This window comes from Variovorax sp. GW823-FHT02B07, from assembly GCF_058797695.1.
In genome coordinates this window covers 2,101,154-2,122,776 of sequence record NZ_JBXAJX010000001.1, presented here as the reverse complement: position 1 = coordinate 2,122,776, position 21,623 = coordinate 2,101,154, and the positions used below count along the sequence as shown (strand labels likewise).

Here is a 21,623-nt window from a genome sequence, read left to right as displayed (position 1 = left end):
CCACCATGCGCATTGATCCCGCCAGCCACATGCAGCCAGCCGGAACCGTTCTTCCGCCCAACGACACCTGCGAACTGCTGGCGCGCCGGCTGCGCACCGACACGCAGGGCGAGGTGCTGTTCGACGACGGTTCGCGCGGGCGCTACGCCACCGACGCGTCGATCTACCAGATCACGCCGGTCGGCGCCTTCGTGCCCACGAACGAGCGCGACATCGCCACCGCCATCGACATCGCGCGCGACCTGAAAGTGCCGGTGCTGGCGCGCGGCGGCGGCACCAGCCAGTGCGGCCAGACCACGGGCGCGGCGCTGGTGATCGACAACAGCAAGCACTTTCGCAAGGTGCTCGAGGTGAACGTGGAAGAGGGCACCGCCACGGTCGAGCCCGGCCTGGTGCTCGACCACCTGAACGCTCAGCTCAAGCCGCACGGGCTCTGGTACCCGGTCGACGTGTCGACCAGCGCGCAGGCCACGCTGGGCGGCATGGCGGGCAACAACTCCTGCGGCTCGCGCTCTATCGCCTACGGGAACATGGTGCACAACGTGCTGGGTGCGAGCGCGTGGCTGTCGAGCGGCGAGCTGGTCGAGTTCGGTCCGCTGGGCCAGCTGGGCGCGCGCGCGGCGGGCATTGCGCAGTTCGTGCACGGGCTGGCGCAAGCGCACCGCGACGCCATGGCGCAGCACTGGCCCAAGGTGATGCGCCGCGTGGCGGGCTACAACCTCGACATCTTCGACAACCAGAGCGAGAAGCCGTACACGGCCGACGGCAGCGTGAACCTGGCGCACCTGCTCATCGGCGCCGAAGGCACGCTGGCCTACACGCGCAGCCTGAAGCTCAAGCTGGCGCCGCTGCCGCGCGCCAAGGTGCTGGGCATCGTGAACTTTCCGACCTTCCATGCGGCCATGGACGCGGCGCAGCACATCGTGAAGCTCGGGCCGACGGCGGTGGAGCTGGTCGACCGCACGATGATCGAGCTGAGCCTGGCCAACCCCGCGTTCAAGCCGACTGTGGAAACGGCGCTGATCGGCAAGCCCGCCGCCATCCTGCTGGTCGAGTTCTCGGGGGCCGACAAGGCCGCGTTGCTGCCGCAGCTGAAGCGGCTGGTCGAGCTGATGGGCGACCTGGGCCTGCCCGGCAGCGTGGTCGAGATGGCCGACGACGCGCGGCAGAAGAACCTGTGGGAGGTGCGCAAGGCCGGCCTCAACATCATGATGAGCCTCAAGGGCGACGGCAAGCCCGTGAGCTTCATCGAGGACTGCGCGGTGCCGCTCGAACACCTGGCCGAATACACCGATGCGCTGACGGAGGTGTTCGCGAAGTACGGCAGCCGTGGCACCTGGTACGCGCATGCCTCGGTCGGCACGCTGCACGTGCGGCCCATTCTCGACATGCGCGCCGACGGCGCGGCCAAGATGCGCGCCATCGCCGAAGAGGCCAGCGCGCTGGTGCGCAAGTACAAGGGCGCCTTCAGCGGCGAGCACGGCGACGGCCTGTGCCGCGGCGAATGGATCGAATGGCAGTTCGGGCCGGCGATCAACGAGGCTTTCCGCGCGATCAAGCAGCAGCTCGACCCGATCGGCCTGTTCAACCCCGGCAAGATCATCGACCCGCCGCGCATGGACGACGGCGCGCTGTTCCGCTTCGCGCCGCCCACGGCGCCCAAGCCGTACCGCCGCATCGAATTGAAGCCCGTGCTCGACTGGTCGGGCTGGAACGTCAACGCCGACCCCGTGACCGAGGTGACCACCGCGCCCGGCACCGGCGGCGACAGCACCGGCGGCCTCGCCAAGGCCGTCGAGATGTGCAACAACAACGGCCACTGCCGCAAGTTCGACGCCGGCACCATGTGCCCCAGCTACCGCGTGACGCGCGACGAGCAGCACCTGACGCGCGGGCGCGCCAACACGCTGCGCCTGGCGCTGTCGGGCCAGCTCGGTGCCGACGCCTTCACCAGCGAGGCCATGCACGAGACCATGGACCTGTGCGTGGGCTGCAAGGGCTGCAAACGCGATTGCCCGACGGGTGTCGACATGGCGAAGATGAAGGTCGAGTTTCTCGACCACTACAAGAAGCGGCACGGCCATACGCTGAAAGACAAGCTGGTCGCCTACATGCCCGACTACGCGCACCGCGCCAGCCGCATGCCCTGGCTGCTGAACCTGCGCAACCGCGTGCCGGGGGCGGCGTGGCTGGGCGAGAAGATGCTGGGCTTTTCGGCGAAGCGCTCATTGCCCGAATGGCGCACCGACACCTTCTGGCGTGCGAAGGACGCGGTGGCGGCCGGCCTCTTTTCCGATCAGGCCTCGGTGCTGGCCGCTGCGGCGCGCGGCGAGAAGGTCGCCGTGCTGTTCGTCGACACCTTCAACGGCACCTTCGAAAGCGAGAACGTCTTTGCGGCGGCGCGCGTGCTGCACGCCGCGGGCTATGCGTTGCACACGGTGGAGAAGGGCGGCGGGCACCACTGCTGCGGCCGGACCTTCCTGGCCAGCGGCATGGTGGACGAGGCCAAGGTGCGCGCCGGAGCGCTGATCGATGCATTGCTGCCACTGGCGCAGGCCGGTGTTCCCATCGTCGGTCTCGAGCCCTCGTGCCTGCTCACGCTGCGCGACGAAACGCTGGTGATGGGCTTCGGCGACAAGGCGCAGGCCGTCGCGAAGCAGGCATTGCTGTTCGAGGAGTTCATCGCCCGCGAACGCAAGGCCGGCCGCTTCGAACTCGCGCTGAAGCCGGCCACGGCGCCGATCCTGCTGCACGGCCACTGCCACCAGAAGGCCTTCGGCGCGGTGAGCCCGATCATGGACGTGCTGAAGCTGATTCCGGGCGCCGAGCCCGAGCTGATCGAGAGCTCATGCTGCGGCATGGCCGGCAGCTTCGGCTACGAGGCGAGCCACTTCGAGGTGTCGATGCAGATGGCCGAGGCGAGTCTGCTGCCGGCCATCCGCGCGAGGCCCGATGCGGTCGTGGTGGCGGACGGCACGAGCTGCAGGCACCAGATCGGCGACGGTGCGCAGCGCGAGGCGGTGCATGTGGCCGTGCTCCTGGCGCGGCACATGATGCTCTGAGGCGGCTGCGGTTTTCTCTTTCGGAACTCAGAAGGGGGGCGAGACCACCTGGCGCCAGCTGCGGCGCCAGGTGCGGGACACCCCGCAGCCGTCGCCGATTTTCTGCGTGTCGCCCACGCCGGTCAGGAAGCCCGTTTCATTGGTGCAATTGACTTCGGGCTTGCCATCGGGGCGGCCTTCGTTGGTCTGGCCGACCATGTTGCGCGAAGTCACGTTGCCGCGCGTGAACCCGCCGGCAGGGTTCGAGACGATCGAATAGAAGTCGAAGCTGCCGTTGCCATCGACGTCGAACGAATACTTGTTTTTGCCCGTCAGCGCGTCCAGCACGTAGGTGTTGTTCGGCAGGCTGCCGGTGGCCGTGCAGGACTCGATGCCCAGGTTCTTGTCCTCCGGCAGGAAGGACGTGACGATCACGCTGCTGCCCAGGTTGGCCAGGTCGCCCACCACGCGCTCGCCGTTCTCCATCGCCCCGGGGTAGGGAATCATGCCGAGGCTCAGCAGCCATCCCTTCTTGGCTTTCCAGTCCACGGCGTTGCTGCTGACCTGGTAGAAATTCTTGTCGCGCTCGTTGAGCAAGCCGACCTTCGCCGAGGCCTTGTCGATGGTTTGCTCCACGAGGTCGGCGAGTTCGACCTTGCGTGCGTCGGCCTTGGCGTCGCCGCCGATGGGCGTCGGGTCCCAGATGCCGTAGATCGCCTGCTTCCTGGCGGGCGTCGCGAGGTCTTCCTCGTCGAGCAGGATGCCCGTGCCCACGACCACGATGGCGCCGCACTGCGCGGACGCGCTGTACGTGCAGGTGCTTCCGTCGCCGGGGTGGACCTGCCATGCCGGTGCGGCGTAGATCGGCTGCGTCTTGCCGCCCGGTGTGGTGAACAGCAGCTGGCCCTTGGCGGAAGGCCCGAGCTTTGCGCTGCGCAAGTCGAAACGCCACAGGTTGCCGTTCGCGTCGCCGGCGTAGGCGGCGACGATGCGGCGGGTGGTGTCCCGCACGGCGACCACGCCGCCCAGGCCGCGGTTGCCGCCAGTGGCGGTGTTGCCATATTCCGTGGGGAGCCCGATGAATTTCTTGAGCTTGCCGGTGAGCGCCTCCACCATGTACAGCCCGACCTGCTTGCCGGCTTCGGGGTAGTGACCGCTGCCTGTGAGCATGACCCAGGTGCCGTCGTCCAGCTGGCCCGCGGCGGGGTTGTTGGTCACGTGGGCCAGGTCGGCGTAGTCCTTGTGCTTGTTGTTCACCTCCCAGAGAAAGTGGTTCTGGGTCGGCGTGCGGCTGGTGGCACCCAAAGGCGATTCCAGGCCGTACATGAACGGGCCCGCGCGCCCCCCGGTGCCCAGCACCACCTGGCGCCATGTGTTCTTTCCGCCTGCCGGCGCCACGCCGTTCTTGTCGTACACGTCCTGCTCGACCAGTGGGCCGTCGAGTGTGTAGCGGAAGCGGAAGTTCGGATTGGCCAGGTCGACCTGCGACGCCATGGCGCCCTTGGGCATGAAGGCAGCCAGCTCGATGCCCCCTGCGTCGTTCCTGGCGGCGTTCAGCACGTGGACCTTGCCGTTGTTGGTGGCGGCAAAGATAGTGGGAGGGGCTGAGCTCTTGAGCGCCTTGTAGTCGGCATATGCGGTGCCCCTGCCGTCCACCGCGCTCAAGGGACCATAGCCCATGTCGAAACGCCCGCCCACGAACACCGGCGGCGAGTTGACCGAGGCGCCGATGGGCTGCTTGCGCAACCGGTAGACCGTGCCGTCGGCGTCCTTCTGCGGGTCACTGCCCAGCAGGTAGCGGACAAAGCTCTCGTCGGGGGCCTGTTGCTTGTCGACATTGAGCAAGGCGCGGAAATCATCTGGCAGTTTGTCCAGTCTGGTGCCGTAGGTCAGTGCCATGCGCAGGGCCGTGGCGGGCATCGTGGGATCGTAGTTCGACAACGCGAAGATCGTTCGCTTGTCGGCGGCCGGCATCCTGGCATTGGCGGACCAGGCCGGGATCGGCTTGCCGGCTTTGTCGACCGCGTTGTAGTCGCCGTCGGCATTCAGTTCGAAGGCCTTGATGTCGCCGCTGTTGTCCGCGGTCTGGTATTCGGTCGTGTACTTGTATTGGCCTTGCAGCGTCTGGAACTCGTTGCTGTTGCCCGACACGGCCACGCCGGCGTCGTTGCCGGATCCGACCATGCTGCTCAGTGCGTTGTCGAGTGCCCGGCGCACGTCGTCGCCCGAGTACACGCTGTAGGCACGGCCGCCGCCGGTGAAGCCGGCGCGGATGAAGTCGTCCACGCGCTGTGCATCTGTCGTCTTGCTGCCGTCGTTCAGGTCACCGGTGGGCCAGTTGGGTTTCTTCGCCGTGTTGCCGGCGAGCCAATCGTTGTTGTAGCTCTCGATCTGCGCCCAGGTCAGCCCCCCGGTCTTGCCTGCGTCGCCCGAGGGCGTCAGGCCCCAGCCGATGGTGAAGGTGGTCATGTTCTGCCAGAACGTGGGGTTGTGCTGGCCGCCCATGGGGGGAACGTCGTTGGGGAGCGTCTTGGAGAAATCCGTATGCCAGAAGTAGCGGGCCGTGAGGTCGGCAAACCCGTTGCTGCTGGTGCCGCCGTCGCCGTAGGGGATGTACGTGTTTCTGGCGTTCAGCTTCTTGATCGCATCCGTGTTGTCGTAGCCGGGCGCACCCTTCGGGTCGTAGCTGAATGCAGTGGCACTTGCAGACGGCTTGCCGTCGAAGTTGATGCTTGCGCTGCTGGCGGTATAGCGCGTGTCGATGCCTTGCGCGGTCTTCGCGTTCCAGGCGCCGTCGGACAACACGATGCTGTAGGCGCGCCGGCAACTCAGCTCACCGCTCTTCGGGTCGTTGGGGTCGTTCTTCCAGGGGCTGCTCAGGGGGGAGGAGGTGATGGACTTCGTTGCGGTGCCGGCGTAGTAGCTGGCTGCGAGCACCAGGGCGTTGTGGCTGGGTGTTCCTCCCTTGGGGTTGATGCCGTAGATCCAGTCGTAGAAGCTGGTCTTCCACTTCTTTCCGTTCGCGGCCGCTTCGTCCCTGAAGTAGTTGACGCCACTCACGATGCCCAGCGCATCGTCTCCGTTGTTGTTGTACTGGACGTAGCCCACCCGGAACTTGTTGTCGTAGCTTTGCATCGCCAGGCCCAGGGCCGTGCTGACCGCCAGCGTGCGCGAGCGGTACCACTCATACCAGTTCGCGATGTTCTTGCGTTCTTGCTCCGTGGTGCACCGGGTGGCGTTCGGCCCGCAGTCGGTTCGCCTGTGTCCGCCGGGCAGTTCGACGGTGTCCGTGGTGGATGGCGCGCTGATGGTGGTCACGGACCTGTTGGTGGCCATGGCGCAATTGGCGTCCTTGCATTGCACGTAGGTGAACTTCCTGGAACCCGCCGTGGTTCCGGATTGGTGATTCGGACTCGTGTCGTTCGACGACTGGTTGTCCACGAAGAAGGTGGGGTTCGTCTTCGGCGTGCCCTTCGAGTCCACCCTGGCTGCATAGGTGATGGACGGGTTGTAGTACTGCGTATTGACGTTGCTCGATCGCATGGCATACCAGCCGAACTTGTCTTCGCAGTTGTGGCCGCCATCTCGGCCACCGTCCCTGCCGCCGTCCCTTCCGCCTTCGCTGCTGCCATCCTTGCAGTTGTCCCGGACCGGATAGCCTTCCTGCGACTCCTCGTCCATCGACCCGGAGTTGTCCAGCACGAACATCAGGTTGGGCTTGGCGCCCGGCACGGCGTTGTAGAGCGGGGCCTGGCTCGGCGTCGTGGCAGCCAGCGCATCGCCAATGGGAACAAGCGCCGCGCCCCAAGCGGCAGCGAGACTGATGAACGTTCGCAGCGTGCGTTCGGCCTTGGCGGCCGCCGGAACAAGAAGTTGGCGCGTGGCGGTCATGCGGTTTTCCTTGCGGTTGAAAGTGGGGCGCTGAGGAGGCGTGCGAGATTCATCGCCAGCACTCCTTCGTCAGCAGTCCCGTGACTTCGTCGTCCATGTCCTTCACCCCTAGGCCGCTCAAGGTCAGCGTGCCGCACCGGTCGCCGGCCATGCTGCCGGTGCGGGTGGCCTTGAGCATGTAGCTGGGTGGGTTGTCGCGCGCGAAGACGGCGATGGTGTAGTTGGCGGTGCCGGATTTCGGCGACTGCTGCAAAGCCTTGGGCAGCAGGCTCTCCGCGCCTTTCTTCTGCTCGGTCTCGTCGCCGGCATCCCCTGCGACAGCGGTGTAGCGGTCGTTGGCCGAGTAGTAGCGCTGCATGAACTGTGCGGCTTCCATCAGGATGCCCTGGGCTTCCGCGCGCTTGGAACGGCGCACGTGCTCCTGGTAGTTCGGCAGCGCGATGGCGGCGAGGATGGCGACGATCGCGACGACGACCATGACCTCGATCAGTGTGAAGCCGCGGCGGGAGCGCGAGGAAGCGGAAGGCAGGTATGTCATGGCGATGAGGGTCATGAAGTCATTTGTCGCGCGTCAGCACGGACTGCAGCCACGCTTCGGCGCCCTGGGTGGCGACGCCGGTCGACGTCTCGAACCGGGCGTTGTTGGCAAAGCCCCGGGCGGTGATCAGGTAGCCGGTCAGCTTGGGCGTCGAGGTGGTGGCGATCTTCTGGATGAGGCAGCGCGGTTCGATCTCCAGGGGCGTGGCGTCGACCGTGGTGCCGGTGGGCTTCTTGTTGACATACGCCTTCGGAACGGCGATCGCGCTGTTGCCGACCCAGCTGGCCTTCTTGCGCCATGCCGCGTCTTCGTCGAACTCCGAGCCGATGGGGGTCGTGATGATCCGGGCGCGCATGCCGACGGAGGCGTACTCGGTGTAGTCCTTGTCGTCACCGTCGAAGATGGCCACCTGTTCGCAAAAACGCAGCGCGGTCTCGGCGGCCTCGCGCGCGACCTCGGTTGAACGGATGCCGTTCACGCTGCGCTCGCTCTGCGTGGCATTGCGGATCGCGAAGGTGCCGACCAGCGACAGGATCACGACCAGGATCAGCGTGACGATCAGTACGACGCCGCGTTCGTACGCACGGCCGGCGATGCGGCGCGGAAGAGGGGATGGCTTCGTGTTCATGGGGTGATCAGGCGGTTGCGCAGCAGCACCGTGGTGGTGAAGGTCCTGCGCAGGTAGCCGTCGGTGCCGGTGCGGTCGGTGTTGTCGCATCGCTTGTAGGCAAGGCCACCGTCGGGCACGTCGCGCACCGGCCGGTCGCTGCGCATCTGCAGGCACACGCGCACGCTCAGCACGCGGCTCCAGCGGTCTTCGGCGAGATCGGCAAGAACGCCGCTGCCGGGCAGGGCATCGACACCCGCGGCATCCAGGTACTTGACGATCTGGTGTCGCAGCGGGTCGTAGGTGGCCGCCAGTTCGATGCTGGGACGGTTGGCCACGCCGTACAGAATGCGCATGCTCTCGACGTTGGCGAGCAGCGGTTGCGAGGCACCGATGGCGTTGACGGCGTCGCGCTTTTCCATGCCGCGGCACGACAGCATCGGCGCCGTGCTCGCGTCTGTCACCAGATAGCGGTTGTCAGCCAGTGCGTAGTTGGCGGGTGGGGGCGCGCCGGGGGCAGGCGTGGGAGGCGGGCTCACCTGCGATGGCGTGAGCGCGTTGATGCCGTTGCCCAGACAGTTCGTTGCCAGCTTGGCGTCGGTGCCCGTGGGCATGGTGTTGTCGGTGGTGGCTTCGTAGCGGATGGCGATGGCGTCGCTGCCTTTGCCCGTGCACGACAGCTTGTCGAAGGCGGCTGCGGCGTCGGTGAATCCGCCGGTGCAACCGCGCACGGCGGGGCCGGCGTAGTTGCCCATCACCGTGGCGCCGTTGCTCGGGATGAGCTGCTGCGAATAGCCGGCCTGCTTGAGCTGCTGCTGGATCAGGTTGAGCGCGAGGATGCCGTCCTCGTTCAACTGCGTCTCGGCCTGCGACAACTGGCTGCTGCGGCTGGAGGTCGAGAACGTGGACAGAGCGGCGGCCAGGATCACCAGCCCGATCGTCAGCGAGATCATCAGCTCGATCAGCGTGAAGCCGCGGGCCGGGTTGCGCCTTCGCGGGGGAGCAGCGAAGACGGCGCTCACAGCGTGACCCGGAAGTACATGCAGTTCACCTCTGTCGGGGCCGCGATGTTGGCGCCGGCGATGGGGCAGGCCTGGCGCAGCCCGAAGCCCGTGTCCTCCGCGATGGCGCGCCAGATCAGCCAGATGTTCAGCACGCGCGTGGCCGGCAGGCCGTTCACGCCGGAGGCCGCGTCGACCAGTTCCGTCGTGACGTAGGCCGTGCCGCCGGGCAACCGGTTCCCGACATTGGTGAGCCACTGCGCGAGGTCGTAGGCAGCAATGGTCGCGCCGCAGGTGTTGACCGGTCTGTCGGGAACGGAGGTGTCGACCTCGCAGGCGGCTGGCGGCGGCGTGGGGTCCGTGGAGGCCGCCTCGCGCGCGCTGGCGTTGTAGGCCTTGGCGTGGGTGTAGCCGGCAAAGCCCGCAAGGTTGGCGCGGGCACGTTCCGCGTAGTCGTTCACCAGGCTCAGGCCGGTGGCGCGCATGCGCGAGAACTGGTTGTACTTGAGGGCCGCCGACGTGAGCCCCGCCATGCCGAACAGGCCGATGGCCAGGATGACGATGGCGACCAGCACCTCGAGGAGGGTGGCACCGCGTTGTTGTGTGGGGCGCTTCATTCGTCGTTGCCCGAACAGTCTTCGCCATCTGCGGCGTAGCGGATGCGCCCGGGCTTGCTGATGCACAGCGTCTTGCGTGCCCACGGGGTGGTGCTGGCCGTTTCGAAGCCGGGGGCCTCGACGGTGATGCTGTTGCTCCCCGAGCTCACCAGACCGTTGGGTAGGAAGACGAAGCGGCCTGCTTTGCCGAGGGCGATCTTCGCGATGCCGGGCAGTGCGTCCTGCCGCAGCAGCACCTCGTCTGTCGATTCGGAATAGGAGAAGTCGCCGTCGCGGTCGTTGTTGACGAAGACGATCCAGCCGGCCGCGAAATCGTTGCCATCCGAACCGGTTTCGCAGTCGACCGCGGTGCCAGCGCGCAACTGGCAGACGACGACGGCTCTTGCGCGGGCGATGGCTTCAGTGCGCGCGATGCGCAGCGAACCGGTCACGGCATTGACGGCGTTGGACAGCCGCCATTGCACGACGAAGCGCGACATCGAAGGCGCCGCGATGCCGATCAGGATCGCGAGGATCGCCAGCGTGACCATCAGTTCGATGGCCGTCAGTCCGCGCTGGTCGCGCAGCCGCGCGGGCCGCGAAGAATCGCGTGGCCTCATGTGCATGTCTCTCCCTGTTGTTTTGGAATTTCAGCCGACAACTTCTGGGCGCGAGACTAGGGGGCGATGCACATGTCCGACAACGGCTTGCCGACGTTCGGTGCGTTCGAAAGGATGAGCGGAAATGCATCGAAACGCCGAGTGAAAGTCTGGTATTTCGGGGTGTTTGGCTGGTACTTTTTCTCTTCTGCGGAAGTGGGCTTCGCGCCCACGCCCGCGCGTCGTTTTTCAACCTTGAATCACAATGCTCCGATGACTGCCGCATCCCCTTCCGAATCCGGCTTTGCCTTGTTCCCGACCGCCATCGGCGTCTGCGCGCTGGCCTGGGGACCGCAGGGGCTGGTCGGTGTGCAGCTGCCCGAAGAGCGGGGCGAGGCCGCGACGCGTGCGCGCATGCGTCGGCGCTTTCCTGATCTGGAAGAAGCCCCGCCGTCGCCGCGCGCGCAGCACGCCATCGCGGGCGTGCAGGCGCTGCTCGAAGGCGCGACCGACGACCTGTGCGACATCGAGCTCGACATGCGCGGCGTGTCCGAGTTCCATCAGCGCGTCTATGCGATCGCGCGGCGCATTCCGCCGGGGCAGACGCGCACCTACGGCGAGATGGCCGAAGAACTCGGCGACAAGGGCCTGTCGCGCGCGGTCGGCCAGGCCATGGGCCACAACCCCTTCGCGCCGGTCGTGCCGTGCCACCGGGTGCTGGCCGCGGGCAACAAGCCCGGCGGCTTCTCTGCGGGCGGTGGCGCATTGACCAAGCTGCGCATGCTCGACATCGAAGGCGCCACGCCGAACGGGACGCGCTCGCTGTTCTGAGCTTGAACGGTCAGGCCGCCGGCACGGGCAGCCGCTGCAGTCCTGCGATGCGCGAGCCGAAGATGATCGCGGCCTGCAGCACGAAGCCCGCGAGCGCCAGCAGCAGGCAGGCCGGCTCGCCCCACAAGGCGCCCACCAGGCCGCCGAGCGCTGCGCCGACCGGGCGTGCGCCTGCATTCACCGTCAGGAAGACGGCCGACACCCGGCCCAGCATCGCCGAGGCCGTCACGCTCTGGCGCAGCGTGGTCGAGGTGATGACCCAGACCATCGGCCCCGCGCCGAACAGGAAGAACGAGAGCGCGGCCAGCGAGGCGGTCGGCACGACGAGCGTGGCCGCCATCGTCGCGGCGGCAGCGACCGCCACCGCCGGCCCGACCTGGATTGCGCGCCCGAAAGGCAGGCGCGCCGTCACGCGCGAGGTCAGCAGCGCGCCGACGACCATGCCCGCACCGTACATCGCGAGCGTGAAGCCCACGGCCTGCGCGCCGAGGCCCAGCACGCGCACGGCATACGGCACATAGCCCGCCTGCAGCACGAACCACGAGATGTTGAAGACCGCACCGGTCATCAGCATCGGCCGCAGGAACGCGTGCTGCCAGACGAAGCGCGCGCCATCGTGCACATCGCGCAGCGGATGGCGCGACGGGGCCGTGGGGCGGGGTGCTTCGTGCAACCGCAGCAAGAGGCCCACGGCCGCCACCGACAGCACCGCCGCCAGCACGAAGGCCGACGACGCGCCGGCCCACGCGACGAGCGCGCCCGCGAGCGCGGGCCCGGCCGTGAAGGCGGCACTGCGCGCCAGCTCCAGCCGCCCGTTGGCACGCGCCAGCGCGTCCCGCGGCACGAGCGCCGGCACCAGCGCGGGCGCCGCGACGCTGAAGCCCACGGTGCCGACCGCGCCGAGGAAGCCAAGCACGGCCAGCCCGCCGATGCCCAGCGTCGACGACAGCACCATGCCGAGCAAGGCCAGCAACGACACCGCGCGCAGGCCCTCGGCCCACACCATCAAGCGACGGCGCGACATGCGGTCCGCGAGCAGGCCCATCGGCAGCGAGACCAGCAGAAAGGGCAGCGTTTGCACCGCCGCGAGAAAGCCGATCTCGCCCGGCCCGGCGCCGAGCGCGAGCACGGCCACCAGCGGCACGGCCGCGAGGCTCAGTTGTTCGGCGGACTGCGCCGCCAGATTGGCCCAGGCGAGGTGGGAGAAGGAACGGGGAAGAGGCGAGGGCATGGGGCGTGGCACGAAGAGAAAGACCGCATCCTCGGGGCCGCGCCCGTCTGCCGCTGGCCGTTTACGGACGTGGAAGCCTCAGCCCGCGTTCATCTGTTCGAACCACTCGGCCACGCACGCCGCCTCGGGCGCCGCATCGGGCGCAAGGCCGTAGTAGTAGCGCTCCAGCGTCATCCGCAATTCAGGCAACGGCGATTGCAGCCGCCCCGAGGCCAGGTCGTGCGCCACCAGCGAGGTCGGCGCCAGCGCGATGCCCAGGCCGTCGACCGCGGCCTGCAGCACGAAGTGCAGGTGATCGAACTGCAGCCGACCGGCCGGCCGGGCGCGCGGTGCGCCGACCTGCTTCTTCCAGTCGTCCCAATCGTCCTTGCGCGTGCGCGCCGACAGCAGCACGTGCGAGGCGAGGGCGCGCAGGTCGGGCAGCGGCTGCGCCTTGAACAATGCGGGCGCGCCGACCACCAGCACCTCGTCTTCGAGGAAAGGCCGCACCTGGATCGAGGACGGCCAGCCTTCGAGGCCGCGGCGCACGGCGATGTCGAAGCTGTCCGTGGCCTGTTCGGGCATGACGGTGCTGGTGACGACCTGCGGCTCGATATCGGGATGGCGTTCCACGAACGACGGCAACCGGGGAATGAGCCAGCGCACCGCGAACGAGGGCCGCACGTTGATGCGCACCGCGCGCGCCGGTCCCTGCAGTTGCAGCGCGCGGGCTGCCGCGTGGATCTGCGAGAGCGCGGGTTCGGTCTCCGCGAAGAACTGCTGGCCCTCGGGCGTCAGCGTGACCTGCCGGATGCGGCGCTCGAACAGCGCCACGCCCAGGCAGGCCTCGAGGCTCTTGATCTGCCGGCTCACCGCGCTGTGCGTCACATGCAGTTCGACCGCGGCACGCGTGAAGCTCAGGTGGCGGGCCGCCGCCACGAAGGCGCGCACGGCATGGAGGGGCGGTTCGCGAAGCGGCATGCGTGCGATTTTCTCACGCATGCCGCGCGGGAATGTCGTTTGTCGGCGGGCGTTGCGAGCGGGCACGATATGGGCTCGATGTCCGCTGCACCACCGCTTTCTCCCGCTGTTCCCGTCCGTTCCACCGACCTGGATTCCCGCCACGCCGCGATGGCGCTCGGCCTCTCGCTGCCGGCCGACGTGGTGCTGTACCTGCTGCTGCCCATGTACGCGTCGCAGTTCGGCGTCTCGCTGGCCGAGGTCGGCCTGCTGCTGGCGGCCAACCGGCTGGTGCGCATCGCGGGCTACGGCTGGGTGGCGCGTTTCTATGCGCGCCACGGCGACCGGGCCAGTTGCACGCTGGCCGTGGTGGCCGCCGCGTGTTGCGGGCTGGGCTACGCCACGCTCTCGGGGTTCTGGGCGCTGCTGCCGCTGCGGCTGACCTGGGGCCTGTGCTTCGCGGCGCTCAACCTGTCGACGCAGGCCCTGGCCACGGCCGACCCGATCGGTGCCGCGCGGCGCAGCGGGCGTTCGCGCGCCTTCATCGCGACCGGACCGGTGCTCGCGCTGCCGCTCGGTGCGCTGCTGGCGTACACGGTCGGGCCGCGCGCGATCTTCGGCGTGCTGGCGGTGGTGTCGTTGCTCGCGCTGTTCGTCACGCGGCGGCTGCCGTCGAAGCCGCACCACAGCGCCGCGCCGACACGGCGCTTCCAGCGGCCGAACGCGCTGGACGGCTGGTCGTTCATGGAAGGGCTGGCGCTCGACGGCCTGTTCATCGTGGGCCTGTCGTACCTCGGCAAGGACCTGCTGCCCGGCGGCGCGGTGATCGTGGCCGGCGTGCTGATGGCGCTGCGCTACCTCGCCGAAATCTTCCTCGGACCGGTGGGCGGGCGCATGGCGGAGCACTTCGGCGCCGAGCGCCTGCTCGTGAGCCTGTCTTTGGTGACGTCGCTCGCGCTCGTGGGCTTCGGCCTGGGCTGGCTGTGGAGCTGCGCGGCGCTGATCGTGGTGCTGCGCGCGCTGCAGCTGCCGCTCCTGCCACCCATCGTGGCGCGGCGCACGCCCGGACCCGAACGGGTGCAGGCGCTGGCCGCCCGCGCCGTCTGGCGCGACATCGGCGCGGGTGCCGGGCCCTTGCTGGCCGGCGTGCTGCTGCCCATTGCTTCGCCGCCGTGGATCTACGGCAGTGCCGCGCTGTTGCTGGCGGTGGCGGCGCTGGCCTGTGTCCGGCGCGCATCGCCACCCACCCCGATCCAGGAGAACATCGCCCCATGACCACCATCGACACCGTCGCCCAACTCGAAGCCCTGTTCGGCCAGCCGGGCGAGGCCTCGCTCAAGAAAGAGGTGCCGTACCTGCACCCGAGCTACCAGGCGCTGATCGCCGCATCGCCGTTCGCGGTGCTCGCGACCACCGGGCCCGGCGGGCTCGACGCCTCGCCGCGCGGCGACGCCCCGGGCTTCGTCGCGGTGCAGGACGAGACCACCTTGCTGCTGCCCGAGCGGCGCGGCAACAACCGCATCGACAGCCTGCGCAACATCGTGGCCGACCCGCGCGTGGCCTTGCTGTTCCTGATTCCGGGCGTGGGCGAGACGCTGCGCGTGAACGGGCGCGCACGCATCAGCGTGGCGCCCGAGCTGCTGGCGCGCTTCGCGGTGGAAGGGCGTGCGCCGCAGTGCGTGATCGAGATCAGCGTCGAGACCGTGTTCTTCCAATGCGCCCGCGCCATCCAGCGTTCGAAGCTCTGGGCGCCGGTGCCAGAAGACGCGCCGCGCACCGTGCCGACGCCAGGCGCCATCCTTTCCGCGCTGACCGATGCGGCCTTCGACGGCGCCACCTACGACCGCGAACTGCCGGCGCGCCAGCAGGCCACGCTGTACTGAAGGGACGCGGCGTACCGCCCGGTAGAACGAATGCACTAGCGGCGAAAGCCGGCGACCCCACGCCTGCACCGATTGCGCGCCTTCGCCACAATCGACCCGATGCGTTCTTCTCCGTTCTTCAAAATGGCCCTGCTGCTGGGCCTGCTCTCCGCCATCGGGCCTTTCGCGATCGACATGTACCTCCCGGCCTTGCCCGCCATCGGACAGAGCCTGCATGCGGACATCGGCGCGGTGCAGATGAGCCTCACCGCCTTCTTCCTGTCGCTCGGCGCGGGCCAGCTGCTCTACGGTCCGATCTCCGACATGGTGGGGCGCAAGCCGCCGCTGTATGCCGGGCTGGTGCTGTTCGCGCTGGCCAGCGTGGGCTGTGCGCTGGCGACCGACATCCAGACCCTGATCGCGCTGCGCTTCGTGCAGGGCCTGGGCGCGGCCGCCGGCATGGCGATTCCGCGCGCCGTGGTGCGCGACCTGCACACCGGCACCGACGCCGCGCGGCTGATGTCGCTGCTGATGCTGGTGTTCAGCGTGTCGCCGATTCTTGCGCCGCTCGCGGGCAGCCTGGTCATCGCCTTCACCGGCTGGCGCGGCGTGTTCTGGGCCGTCACCATCGCTGCGGTGGCGGGCCTGGCCATGATGGTCAAGCTGCTCGACGAAACACGCCCGGCCTCGGAGCGTGTCGAAAGCAGCCTGGGCAGCGCGCTGTCGGCCTACTGGCTGCTGCTGCGCGACTGGCACTACCTCGGGCTGGTGTTCATCGGCAGCTTCGCGATGGCGGGCTTCTTCACCTACCTGGCCAATTCGTCGTTCGTGATGATCGACCACTACGGCCTGTCGCCGGCGATGTACAGCGTGGCCTTCGGCGTGAACGCGGCGGCCTTCATCGCGGCCTCGCAGTTCACGGGCTCGCTGGGCGAGCGCTACGGGCTGGTCAACCTCGTCAAGTTCGGCGTGGCCTGCTGCGGCGTGGCGATGGTCGCCATGTTCGTGTACTTCGCGATGGGCGGCGACAACCTGTGGGTGCTGATCGTCCTGTACTTCATCGCCTCGGGCTTCATGGGCCTCGTGATCCCGACCACCGGCGTGCTGGCGCTCGAGATGCATGGCGCCATCGCCGGCACGGCCTCGGCGCTGCTGGGCACGCTGCAGATGCTGACCGGCGCGCTGGCGATGGCGGTGGTGGGCCTGTTCTCCAACGGCCGGCCGCTGCCGATGGTGGCGGGCATGGCCGCCGGCGCGCTCATCGCGCTGGTGCTGACCTGGCTCACGCTGGGCGGTGTGCGCTCGGAGCCGACCGGGGGCAGGGCGCAGGAGGCCTGACATGACGGCCGCCGCAGCAAGCGACGCCAAGCCGCTTCCCCTCGACGGCCTGGCCGCGCCCGCGCGCGGCTGGGCGATGCTGGTCATCATCCTCGGGCTCACGGTGTCGGTGCTCGACGGCACCATCGTCAACCTCGCGCTGCCCGGCATCGCGCGCGAGCTGCAGGCCACGCCGGCACAGGCCATCTGGGTGGTCAACGCCTACCAGATCGCCACGCTGGTGATGCTGCTGCCGCTGGCCTCGCTGGGCGACCTCGTGGGCTACCGGCGCGTGTACCTGGTGGGCATGGCGGTGTTCACCGTGTCGTCGCTGGCCGCGACCTTCGCCAACTCGCTCGCCACGCTGATCGCGTCGCGTGCGCTGCAGGGGCTGGGCGCGGCAGGGATCATGAGCGTCAACGCGGCGCTGGTGCGGCTCACGTTCCCCTCGGCGCAGCTGGGGCGGGGCATGGCCATCAATTCGCTGGTGGTCGCTACCTCGTCGGTGGCAGGGCCTTCGGTGGCGGCAGCGATCTTGTCGGTGGCGTCGTGGCCGTGGCTCTTCGCCATCAACGTGCCACTGGGCATCGTCACCTTTGCGCTGGGCCTGCGGGCGCTGCCGTTCAACCGCGCGGCGCCGGCCGCGGGCGCGCGCTTCTCGCCGATCGACGTGACGCTCAACGTGCTGATGTTCTCGCTGGTCTTCCTCGGCGTGGACCATTTGGGCGTGCGCGAGGGCGGGGTGCAGGCCACGGGCACGCCGTGGTCGGCCTGGGCCACGCTGGGGGCCGGGCTGGCAGTGGGCTTCGTCTACCTGCGGCGCCAGCGCACGCAGGCGGTGCCGCTCTTTCCCATCGACCTGCTGCGCATCCCGGTGTTCGCGCTGTCGATGGGCACCTCGGTGGCGGCGTTCTGCGCGCAGATGCTGGCCTACATCGCGCTGCCGTTCCTGCTGCTCGACGTGTACGGCCGCAGCCACATCGAGGCCGGCCTGCTGATCACGGCGTGGCCGCTGGCCATCGTGGTGATGGCGCCCATCGCCGGGCGGCTCATCGGGCGCTACCCCGACGGGCTGCTGGGCGGCATCGGCCTGGGCCTGCTGGCCACGGGCCTGGCACTGCTGGCGGCGCTGCCGGCGCACCCGGGCAATGCCGACATCGCCTGGCGCATGGCGCTGTGCGGCCTGGGCTTCGGCCTGTTCCAGTCGCCCAACAACCACACCATCGTGAGTTCGCCGCCCGCGCACCGAAGTGGTGCGGCCAGCGGCATGCTGGGCACGGCGCGGCTCACGGGGCAGACGCTGGGGGCCGTGGTGCTGGCGGCGGTGTTCAGCGTCTGGAGCCCGCACGGCGGGCACGGCCCGGTGGTGGCGCTGGTGCTGGCGGCGGGCTGCGCGGCGGTGGCGGCGGTTTTCAGCAGTCTGCGGCTGAAGACGACAAGTCCGCATGCCTGAATAAGGTAGGGTACGGCCTCATGAAGGAAGTACCTGACACCGTGGTCTGCCCGGGCTGCGACGCGGTCTACGCCCGCACGCCGCTGGCGCCGCGCGACGTGGCCGAGTGCCCGCGCTGCGGCACCGAGCTCGACCGGCACCCGGGCGCGCAGCAGCGGCGCATCCTGCCGCTGACGGTCGCGAGCCTGATCATGTTCGCCATCGCCAACCTGTTTCCCATCGTCGAGATCGAGCTGCAGGGCCTGCGCAGCCAGACCACGCTGGCCGGCGCGGTGGTGGTGCTGAGCGCCGAGGGCATGTCGCCGGTGGCGCTGCTGGTGCTGGCCACGACCATCCTGTTTCCGCTGCTGCAGCTGTGCATCCTGGCCTATCTGCTGGTGCCGCTGGCCCGCGCGCACCGGCCCTGGGGCTTCGCGGTGCTGGTGCGCATGATGCAGTCGCTGCGGCCCTGGGGAATGATCGAGGTCTTCCTGCTCGGCGTGCTGGTCGCGATCGTCAAGCTGTCGAGCATGGCGACGGTGGTGCCGGGGCCCGCGCTGTGGGCCTTCGTGGCGCTCACCGTGACGCTCACGGCCGTGCTGTCGTTCAACCCCGGCGCGTTCTGGGAGATGACCTTCCGCAAAGCCGATGAAGAGGATGCAGCCGCGCCGGAGGTGCGCGCATGAACATGCGCGGGCTGCCCGCCCGCCTGGCCTCGGCACGTCCGTGGGAGGCGCAGGTCGACGACGAGCACGACTACGAGAACCCGGTGCCGACGGCCGCCGCGCTCGGCCTGCACGTCTGCACGCACTGCACGGCCGTCTGGCGCGATGCCGAAGATGGCGACGCCTGCGCCCGCTGCGGCACGCACCTGCACACGCGCAAGCCGCAGAGCCTGAACCGCACCTGGGCCTTCCTGATCGCGGCCTGCATCATGTACATCCCGGCCAATCTGCTGCCGGTGATGATCACGCGCACGCTGTTCGGCGCGCAGTACGACACCATCCTGAGCGGCGTCATCTACTTCTGGGTGTCGGGCGCCTGGGGGCTGGCGGCCATCGTGTTCATCGCGAGCTTCCTGGTGCCGTTGTTCAAGCTGGCGGTACTGCTCTTGCTTGTGGTGCTGGCGCAGCGACGCAGCAACTGGCGCCGGCGCGAGCGGGCCAAGCTGTATCACATCATCGAGATCATCGGACGCTGGTCGATGCTCGACGTGTTCGTGGTGTCGCTGCTGACCGGGCTGGTGCAGATCCAGGGCTTCGCGGTCATCACCGCGGGCGTGGGCATTGCGGCCTTCGGCGCGGTGGTGGTGCTGACCATGCTGGCCTCGCTGAGCTTCGACCCGCGCCTGACGTGGGACGGCCCGGTGCCGCAAGCAGACACGGACGAACGACACATTGAAAGCAGGGAAGAAAAAATCGCATGAGTGAAGAAGACACGCAACCGCAAGACCGTCCGGCAGCGTCGGCCCCGCCCGCGCTGCCGAAGCCGAAAGTGGCGCGCCGCCGCGAATGGCTGCCCTCGCTGATCTGGCTGATTCCCATCGTCGCCGCGCTGGTCGGCGTGACGCTGGTGGCCCGCATCCTCATGGAGCGCGGCCCCGAAATCGTGCTCACCTTCAAGACGGCCGAGGGCCTCGAAGCCGGCAAGACCGCCGTGAAATACAAGGACGTGCAGATCGGCCTGGTGCAGAGCCTGCGGCTGGCGCGCGACCGCTCGCACGTGCGCGTGCTGGTGCAGCTCAACAAGGACGCCGAGGGCTTCACCTCGGCCGACTCGCGCTTCTGGGTGGTGCGGCCGCGGCTGGACACCTCGGGCATCTCGGGCCTGGGCACGCTGCTGTCGGGCGCCTACATCGGCGCCGATGCGGGCGTCGAGAAGGAAACCGCGGGCGAGTTCACCGGCCTCGAAGCCCCGCCCATCGTCACGCGCGGCGACTCGGGCCAGCAGTTCCTGCTGCGCGCGCGCGACGTGGGCTCGCTCGATGTCGGCTCGCCCGTGTACTTCCGGCGCATCAAGGTCGGGCAGGTCGCAGCCTACGAGCTCGACGGCGACGGCCGCGGCGTCACGCTGCGGGTGTTCGTGAACGCGCCGTACGACAAGTTCGTCGGCATGAACACGCGCTTCTGGCAGGCCAGCGGCATCGACGCGCAGCTCAGCGCCAGCGGCTTCACGCTGCGCACGCAGTCGCTGGCCACCATCCTGCTCGGCGGCATCGCCTTCCAGGCGCCCGACGATGCCATGGGCCCGCTGGCCAAGGAGAACACGGCCTTCGTGCTGGCGCAGGACGAAAGCGCCGCCATGAAGGAGCCCGACGGTCCCTCGCAGACGCTGCTGATGTACTTCAACCAGTCGCTGCGCGGCCTCACGCCGGGCGCACCGGTCGACTTCCGCGGCGTGGTGCTGGGCGAGGTGAAATCCATCGGCGTCGAGTTCGACCGCGCCGAGCGCGAGTTCCGCATGCCGGTGCTGGTGCAGATCTACCCCGACCGCCTGCGCCGCCGCGAGAGCGGTGCCGGTGCGCAGGCCACGGAGTCGCGCGCGACGCAGCAGGAGCGGCTGCGCTTCCTGGCCGAGAAGGGCCTGCGCGCGCAGCTGCGCAACGGCAACCTGCTGACCGGCCAGGTCTACGTGGCGCTCGACTTCTTCCCGAAGGCGCCGCCCGCGAAGATCGACCTGTCGAAGAGCCCGATCGAGCTGCCGACCATCGCCAACGGCCTGGACGAGATCCAGTCGCAGGTGCAGGAAATCGCCACCAAGCTCAACAAGGTGCCCTACGAGCAGATCGCCACCGACCTGCGCACCACGCTGGCCACGCTCAACAAGACGCTCACCAGCACTGAGCAGACCGTCAGCCGCATCAACAGCGACGTGACGCCCGAGCTGGCCGCCGCCATGAAGGACGTGCGCAAGACCGTCAACTCGGCCGAACGCACGCTGGCCGACGACTCGCCGCTGCAGCAGGACATGCGCCAGACCCTGCGCGAGCTGACGCGCGCCGCCGGTTCGGTGCGCGTGCTGACCGACTACCTCGAACGCCATCCCGAATCGCTGCTGCGCGGCAAACCGGACGACAAGAAATGAAGACGACGACCTTCGCGCTCGCGGGCGCCGCCGCGTTGCTGGTGCTGGCAGGCTGCGCGAGCAAGCCCGACAGCTACTACACGCTGGCCAGCCCGCCCGCGCTCACCGACGCGGCGCCGCGCACTCCTGATGCCGCCGCGCCGCTGTACATCGAGCTCGCGCCCGTGGCCGTGCCCGAGCGGCTGGCGCGCCCGCAGATGGTGGTGCGCCGCCCGACCGGCGGTGTGCAGGTCGACGTGCTCGAACAGCACCGCTGGGCCTCGTCCTTCGAGAACGAACTGCGCGACGCACTCGGCAGCGGCATCGCCAGCCGGCTCGGCGCGCTCGACGTCACGCAGGGCGGCCGCCAGACCTCGCAGCCCGTGTGGCGCGTGGCGGTGCAGGTGCGCCAGTTCGAGATGGTGGACGGCGGGCGCGTGGACGCCGGCTTCACCTGGACCCTGCGCCGCTCCGACGAGGCGCGCACGCTGGTGTGCCGCCTCGACGCGGGCGAAGCCACCGGCGGCGGCATGGACGCGCTGGCGCAGGGCGCGCAGCGCGTGACGGCCGCGGCGGCGGCGGCCATGGCGCGCAGCGTGAATGCGGCGCGGACGAACCCGGGCGCGACGGCGTGCGCGACCTGAGGCTTTCACCTTTCCCCGACGGGGGAAGGCT

Annotated in this window: 18 protein-coding genes; 10 read left to right on the top strand and 8 right to left on the bottom strand. The window is 68.9% G+C overall.

What is annotated here, in order from left to right; genetic code table 11:
* The first annotated feature begins 5 nt into the window (after positions 1-5).
* The gene (locus AC1RGU_RS09900) at positions 6-3,062 is read left to right on the top strand and encodes an FAD-binding and (Fe-S)-binding domain-containing protein (RefSeq protein WP_492696258.1); all 3,057 of its coding nucleotides are present in this window, start codon (positions 6-8) and stop codon (positions 3,060-3,062) included.
* Positions 3,063-3,089: 27 nt separating this feature from the next.
* Here the strand turns inward: AC1RGU_RS09900 and AC1RGU_RS09895 are convergent, their stop codons facing one another.
* From AC1RGU_RS09895 to AC1RGU_RS09870, 6 genes are read right to left on the bottom strand one after another with little or no spacing between them, the layout of a single operon-like run.
* The gene (locus AC1RGU_RS09895) at positions 3,090-6,932 is read right to left on the bottom strand and encodes a pilus assembly protein (RefSeq protein ID WP_492696257.1); all 3,843 of its coding nucleotides are present in this window, start codon (positions 6,930-6,932) and stop codon (positions 3,090-3,092) included.
* 49 nt (positions 6,933-6,981) lie between these two features.
* Positions 6,982-7,485 (bottom strand): type IV pilin protein, encoded by a 504-nt coding sequence (locus tag AC1RGU_RS09890; RefSeq protein WP_492696255.1) that lies wholly within the window; start codon positions 7,483-7,485, stop codon positions 6,982-6,984.
* 4 nt (positions 7,486-7,489) lie between these two features.
* Positions 7,490-8,098: a pilus assembly PilX family protein gene (locus tag AC1RGU_RS09885; protein ID WP_492696253.1), complete on the bottom strand. Its 609-nt coding sequence runs from the start codon at positions 8,096-8,098 to the stop codon at positions 7,490-7,492.
* The gene (locus tag AC1RGU_RS09880) at positions 8,095-9,099 is read right to left on the bottom strand and encodes a PilW family protein (RefSeq protein WP_492696252.1); all 1,005 of its coding nucleotides are present in this window, start codon (positions 9,097-9,099) and stop codon (positions 8,095-8,097) included. Before AC1RGU_RS09880 ends, AC1RGU_RS09885 begins: the two co-directional genes overlap by 4 nt.
* Entirely contained in the window at positions 9,096-9,695 is a 600-nt protein-coding gene (gene pilV, locus AC1RGU_RS09875; RefSeq protein ID WP_492696250.1) for a type IV pilus modification protein PilV, read from the bottom strand. The genes AC1RGU_RS09880 and pilV overlap by 4 nt, the downstream gene beginning before the upstream one ends.
* Positions 9,692-10,294 carry a GspH/FimT family pseudopilin gene (locus AC1RGU_RS09870; RefSeq protein ID WP_492696249.1) on the bottom strand — a complete coding sequence of 201 codons (603 nt, stop codon included), beginning with the start codon at positions 10,292-10,294 and terminating at the stop codon, positions 9,692-9,694. The genes pilV and AC1RGU_RS09870 overlap by 4 nt, the downstream gene beginning before the upstream one ends.
* Positions 10,295-10,546: 252 nt before the next feature.
* On the opposite strand from AC1RGU_RS09870, the gene AC1RGU_RS09865 reads away from it, so the two are divergent.
* On the top strand, positions 10,547-11,104 hold the full coding sequence (locus tag AC1RGU_RS09865; RefSeq protein ID WP_492696247.1) for a methylated-DNA--[protein]-cysteine S-methyltransferase: 558 nt from the start codon (positions 10,547-10,549) through the stop codon (positions 11,102-11,104).
* Between the two features lie 10 nt (positions 11,105-11,114).
* Here AC1RGU_RS09865 and AC1RGU_RS09860 read toward each other — a convergent pair whose 3' ends face one another.
* Positions 11,115-12,335: an MFS transporter gene (locus AC1RGU_RS09860; protein WP_492696245.1), complete on the bottom strand. Its 1,221-nt coding sequence runs from the start codon at positions 12,333-12,335 to the stop codon at positions 11,115-11,117.
* Positions 12,336-12,413: 78 nt separating this feature from the next.
* Positions 12,414-13,295: a LysR substrate-binding domain-containing protein gene (locus AC1RGU_RS09855; protein WP_492696244.1), complete on the bottom strand. Its 882-nt coding sequence runs from the start codon at positions 13,293-13,295 to the stop codon at positions 12,414-12,416.
* Between the two features lie 78 nt (positions 13,296-13,373).
* Here AC1RGU_RS09855 and AC1RGU_RS09850 point away from each other — a divergent pair, with 78 nt between their 5' ends.
* The 8 genes from AC1RGU_RS09850 (at position 13,374) to AC1RGU_RS09815 (ending at position 21,592) form a co-directional block, all read left to right on the top strand.
* On the top strand, positions 13,374-14,549 hold the full coding sequence (locus AC1RGU_RS09850; RefSeq protein WP_492696243.1) for an MFS transporter: 1,176 nt from the start codon (positions 13,374-13,376) through the stop codon (positions 14,547-14,549).
* Positions 14,546-15,157: a pyridoxamine 5'-phosphate oxidase family protein gene (locus tag AC1RGU_RS09845; RefSeq protein WP_492696241.1), complete on the top strand. Its 612-nt coding sequence runs from the start codon at positions 14,546-14,548 to the stop codon at positions 15,155-15,157. The genes AC1RGU_RS09850 and AC1RGU_RS09845 overlap by 4 nt, the downstream gene beginning before the upstream one ends.
* A gap of 99 nt (positions 15,158-15,256) precedes the next feature.
* Positions 15,257-16,474, top strand: coding sequence for a multidrug effflux MFS transporter (locus AC1RGU_RS09840; RefSeq protein WP_167395025.1), 1,218 nt, complete (start codon positions 15,257-15,259; stop codon positions 16,472-16,474).
* Position 16,475: 1 nt separating this feature from the next.
* Positions 16,476-17,906, top strand: a complete 1,431-nt coding sequence (locus AC1RGU_RS09835) for an MFS transporter (protein ID WP_492696240.1) — start codon at positions 16,476-16,478, stop codon at positions 17,904-17,906.
* Between the two features lie 20 nt (positions 17,907-17,926).
* Positions 17,927-18,571, top strand: coding sequence for a paraquat-inducible protein A (locus tag AC1RGU_RS09830; protein ID WP_062480238.1), 645 nt, complete (start codon positions 17,927-17,929; stop codon positions 18,569-18,571).
* Positions 18,572-18,573: 2 nt separating this feature from the next.
* Positions 18,574-19,311, top strand: coding sequence for a paraquat-inducible protein A (locus AC1RGU_RS09825; RefSeq protein WP_492696457.1), 738 nt, complete (start codon positions 18,574-18,576; stop codon positions 19,309-19,311).
* Positions 19,308-20,969: a PqiB family protein gene (locus tag AC1RGU_RS09820; protein ID WP_070060642.1), complete on the top strand. Its 1,662-nt coding sequence runs from the start codon at positions 19,308-19,310 to the stop codon at positions 20,967-20,969. The genes AC1RGU_RS09825 and AC1RGU_RS09820 overlap by 4 nt, the downstream gene beginning before the upstream one ends.
* A complete protein-coding gene (locus AC1RGU_RS09815; RefSeq protein ID WP_369647046.1) occupies positions 20,966-21,592 on the top strand; it encodes a PqiC family protein in 627 nt (208 codons plus the stop codon). The genes AC1RGU_RS09820 and AC1RGU_RS09815 overlap by 4 nt, the downstream gene beginning before the upstream one ends.
* Positions 21,593-21,623 lie beyond the last annotated feature (31 nt).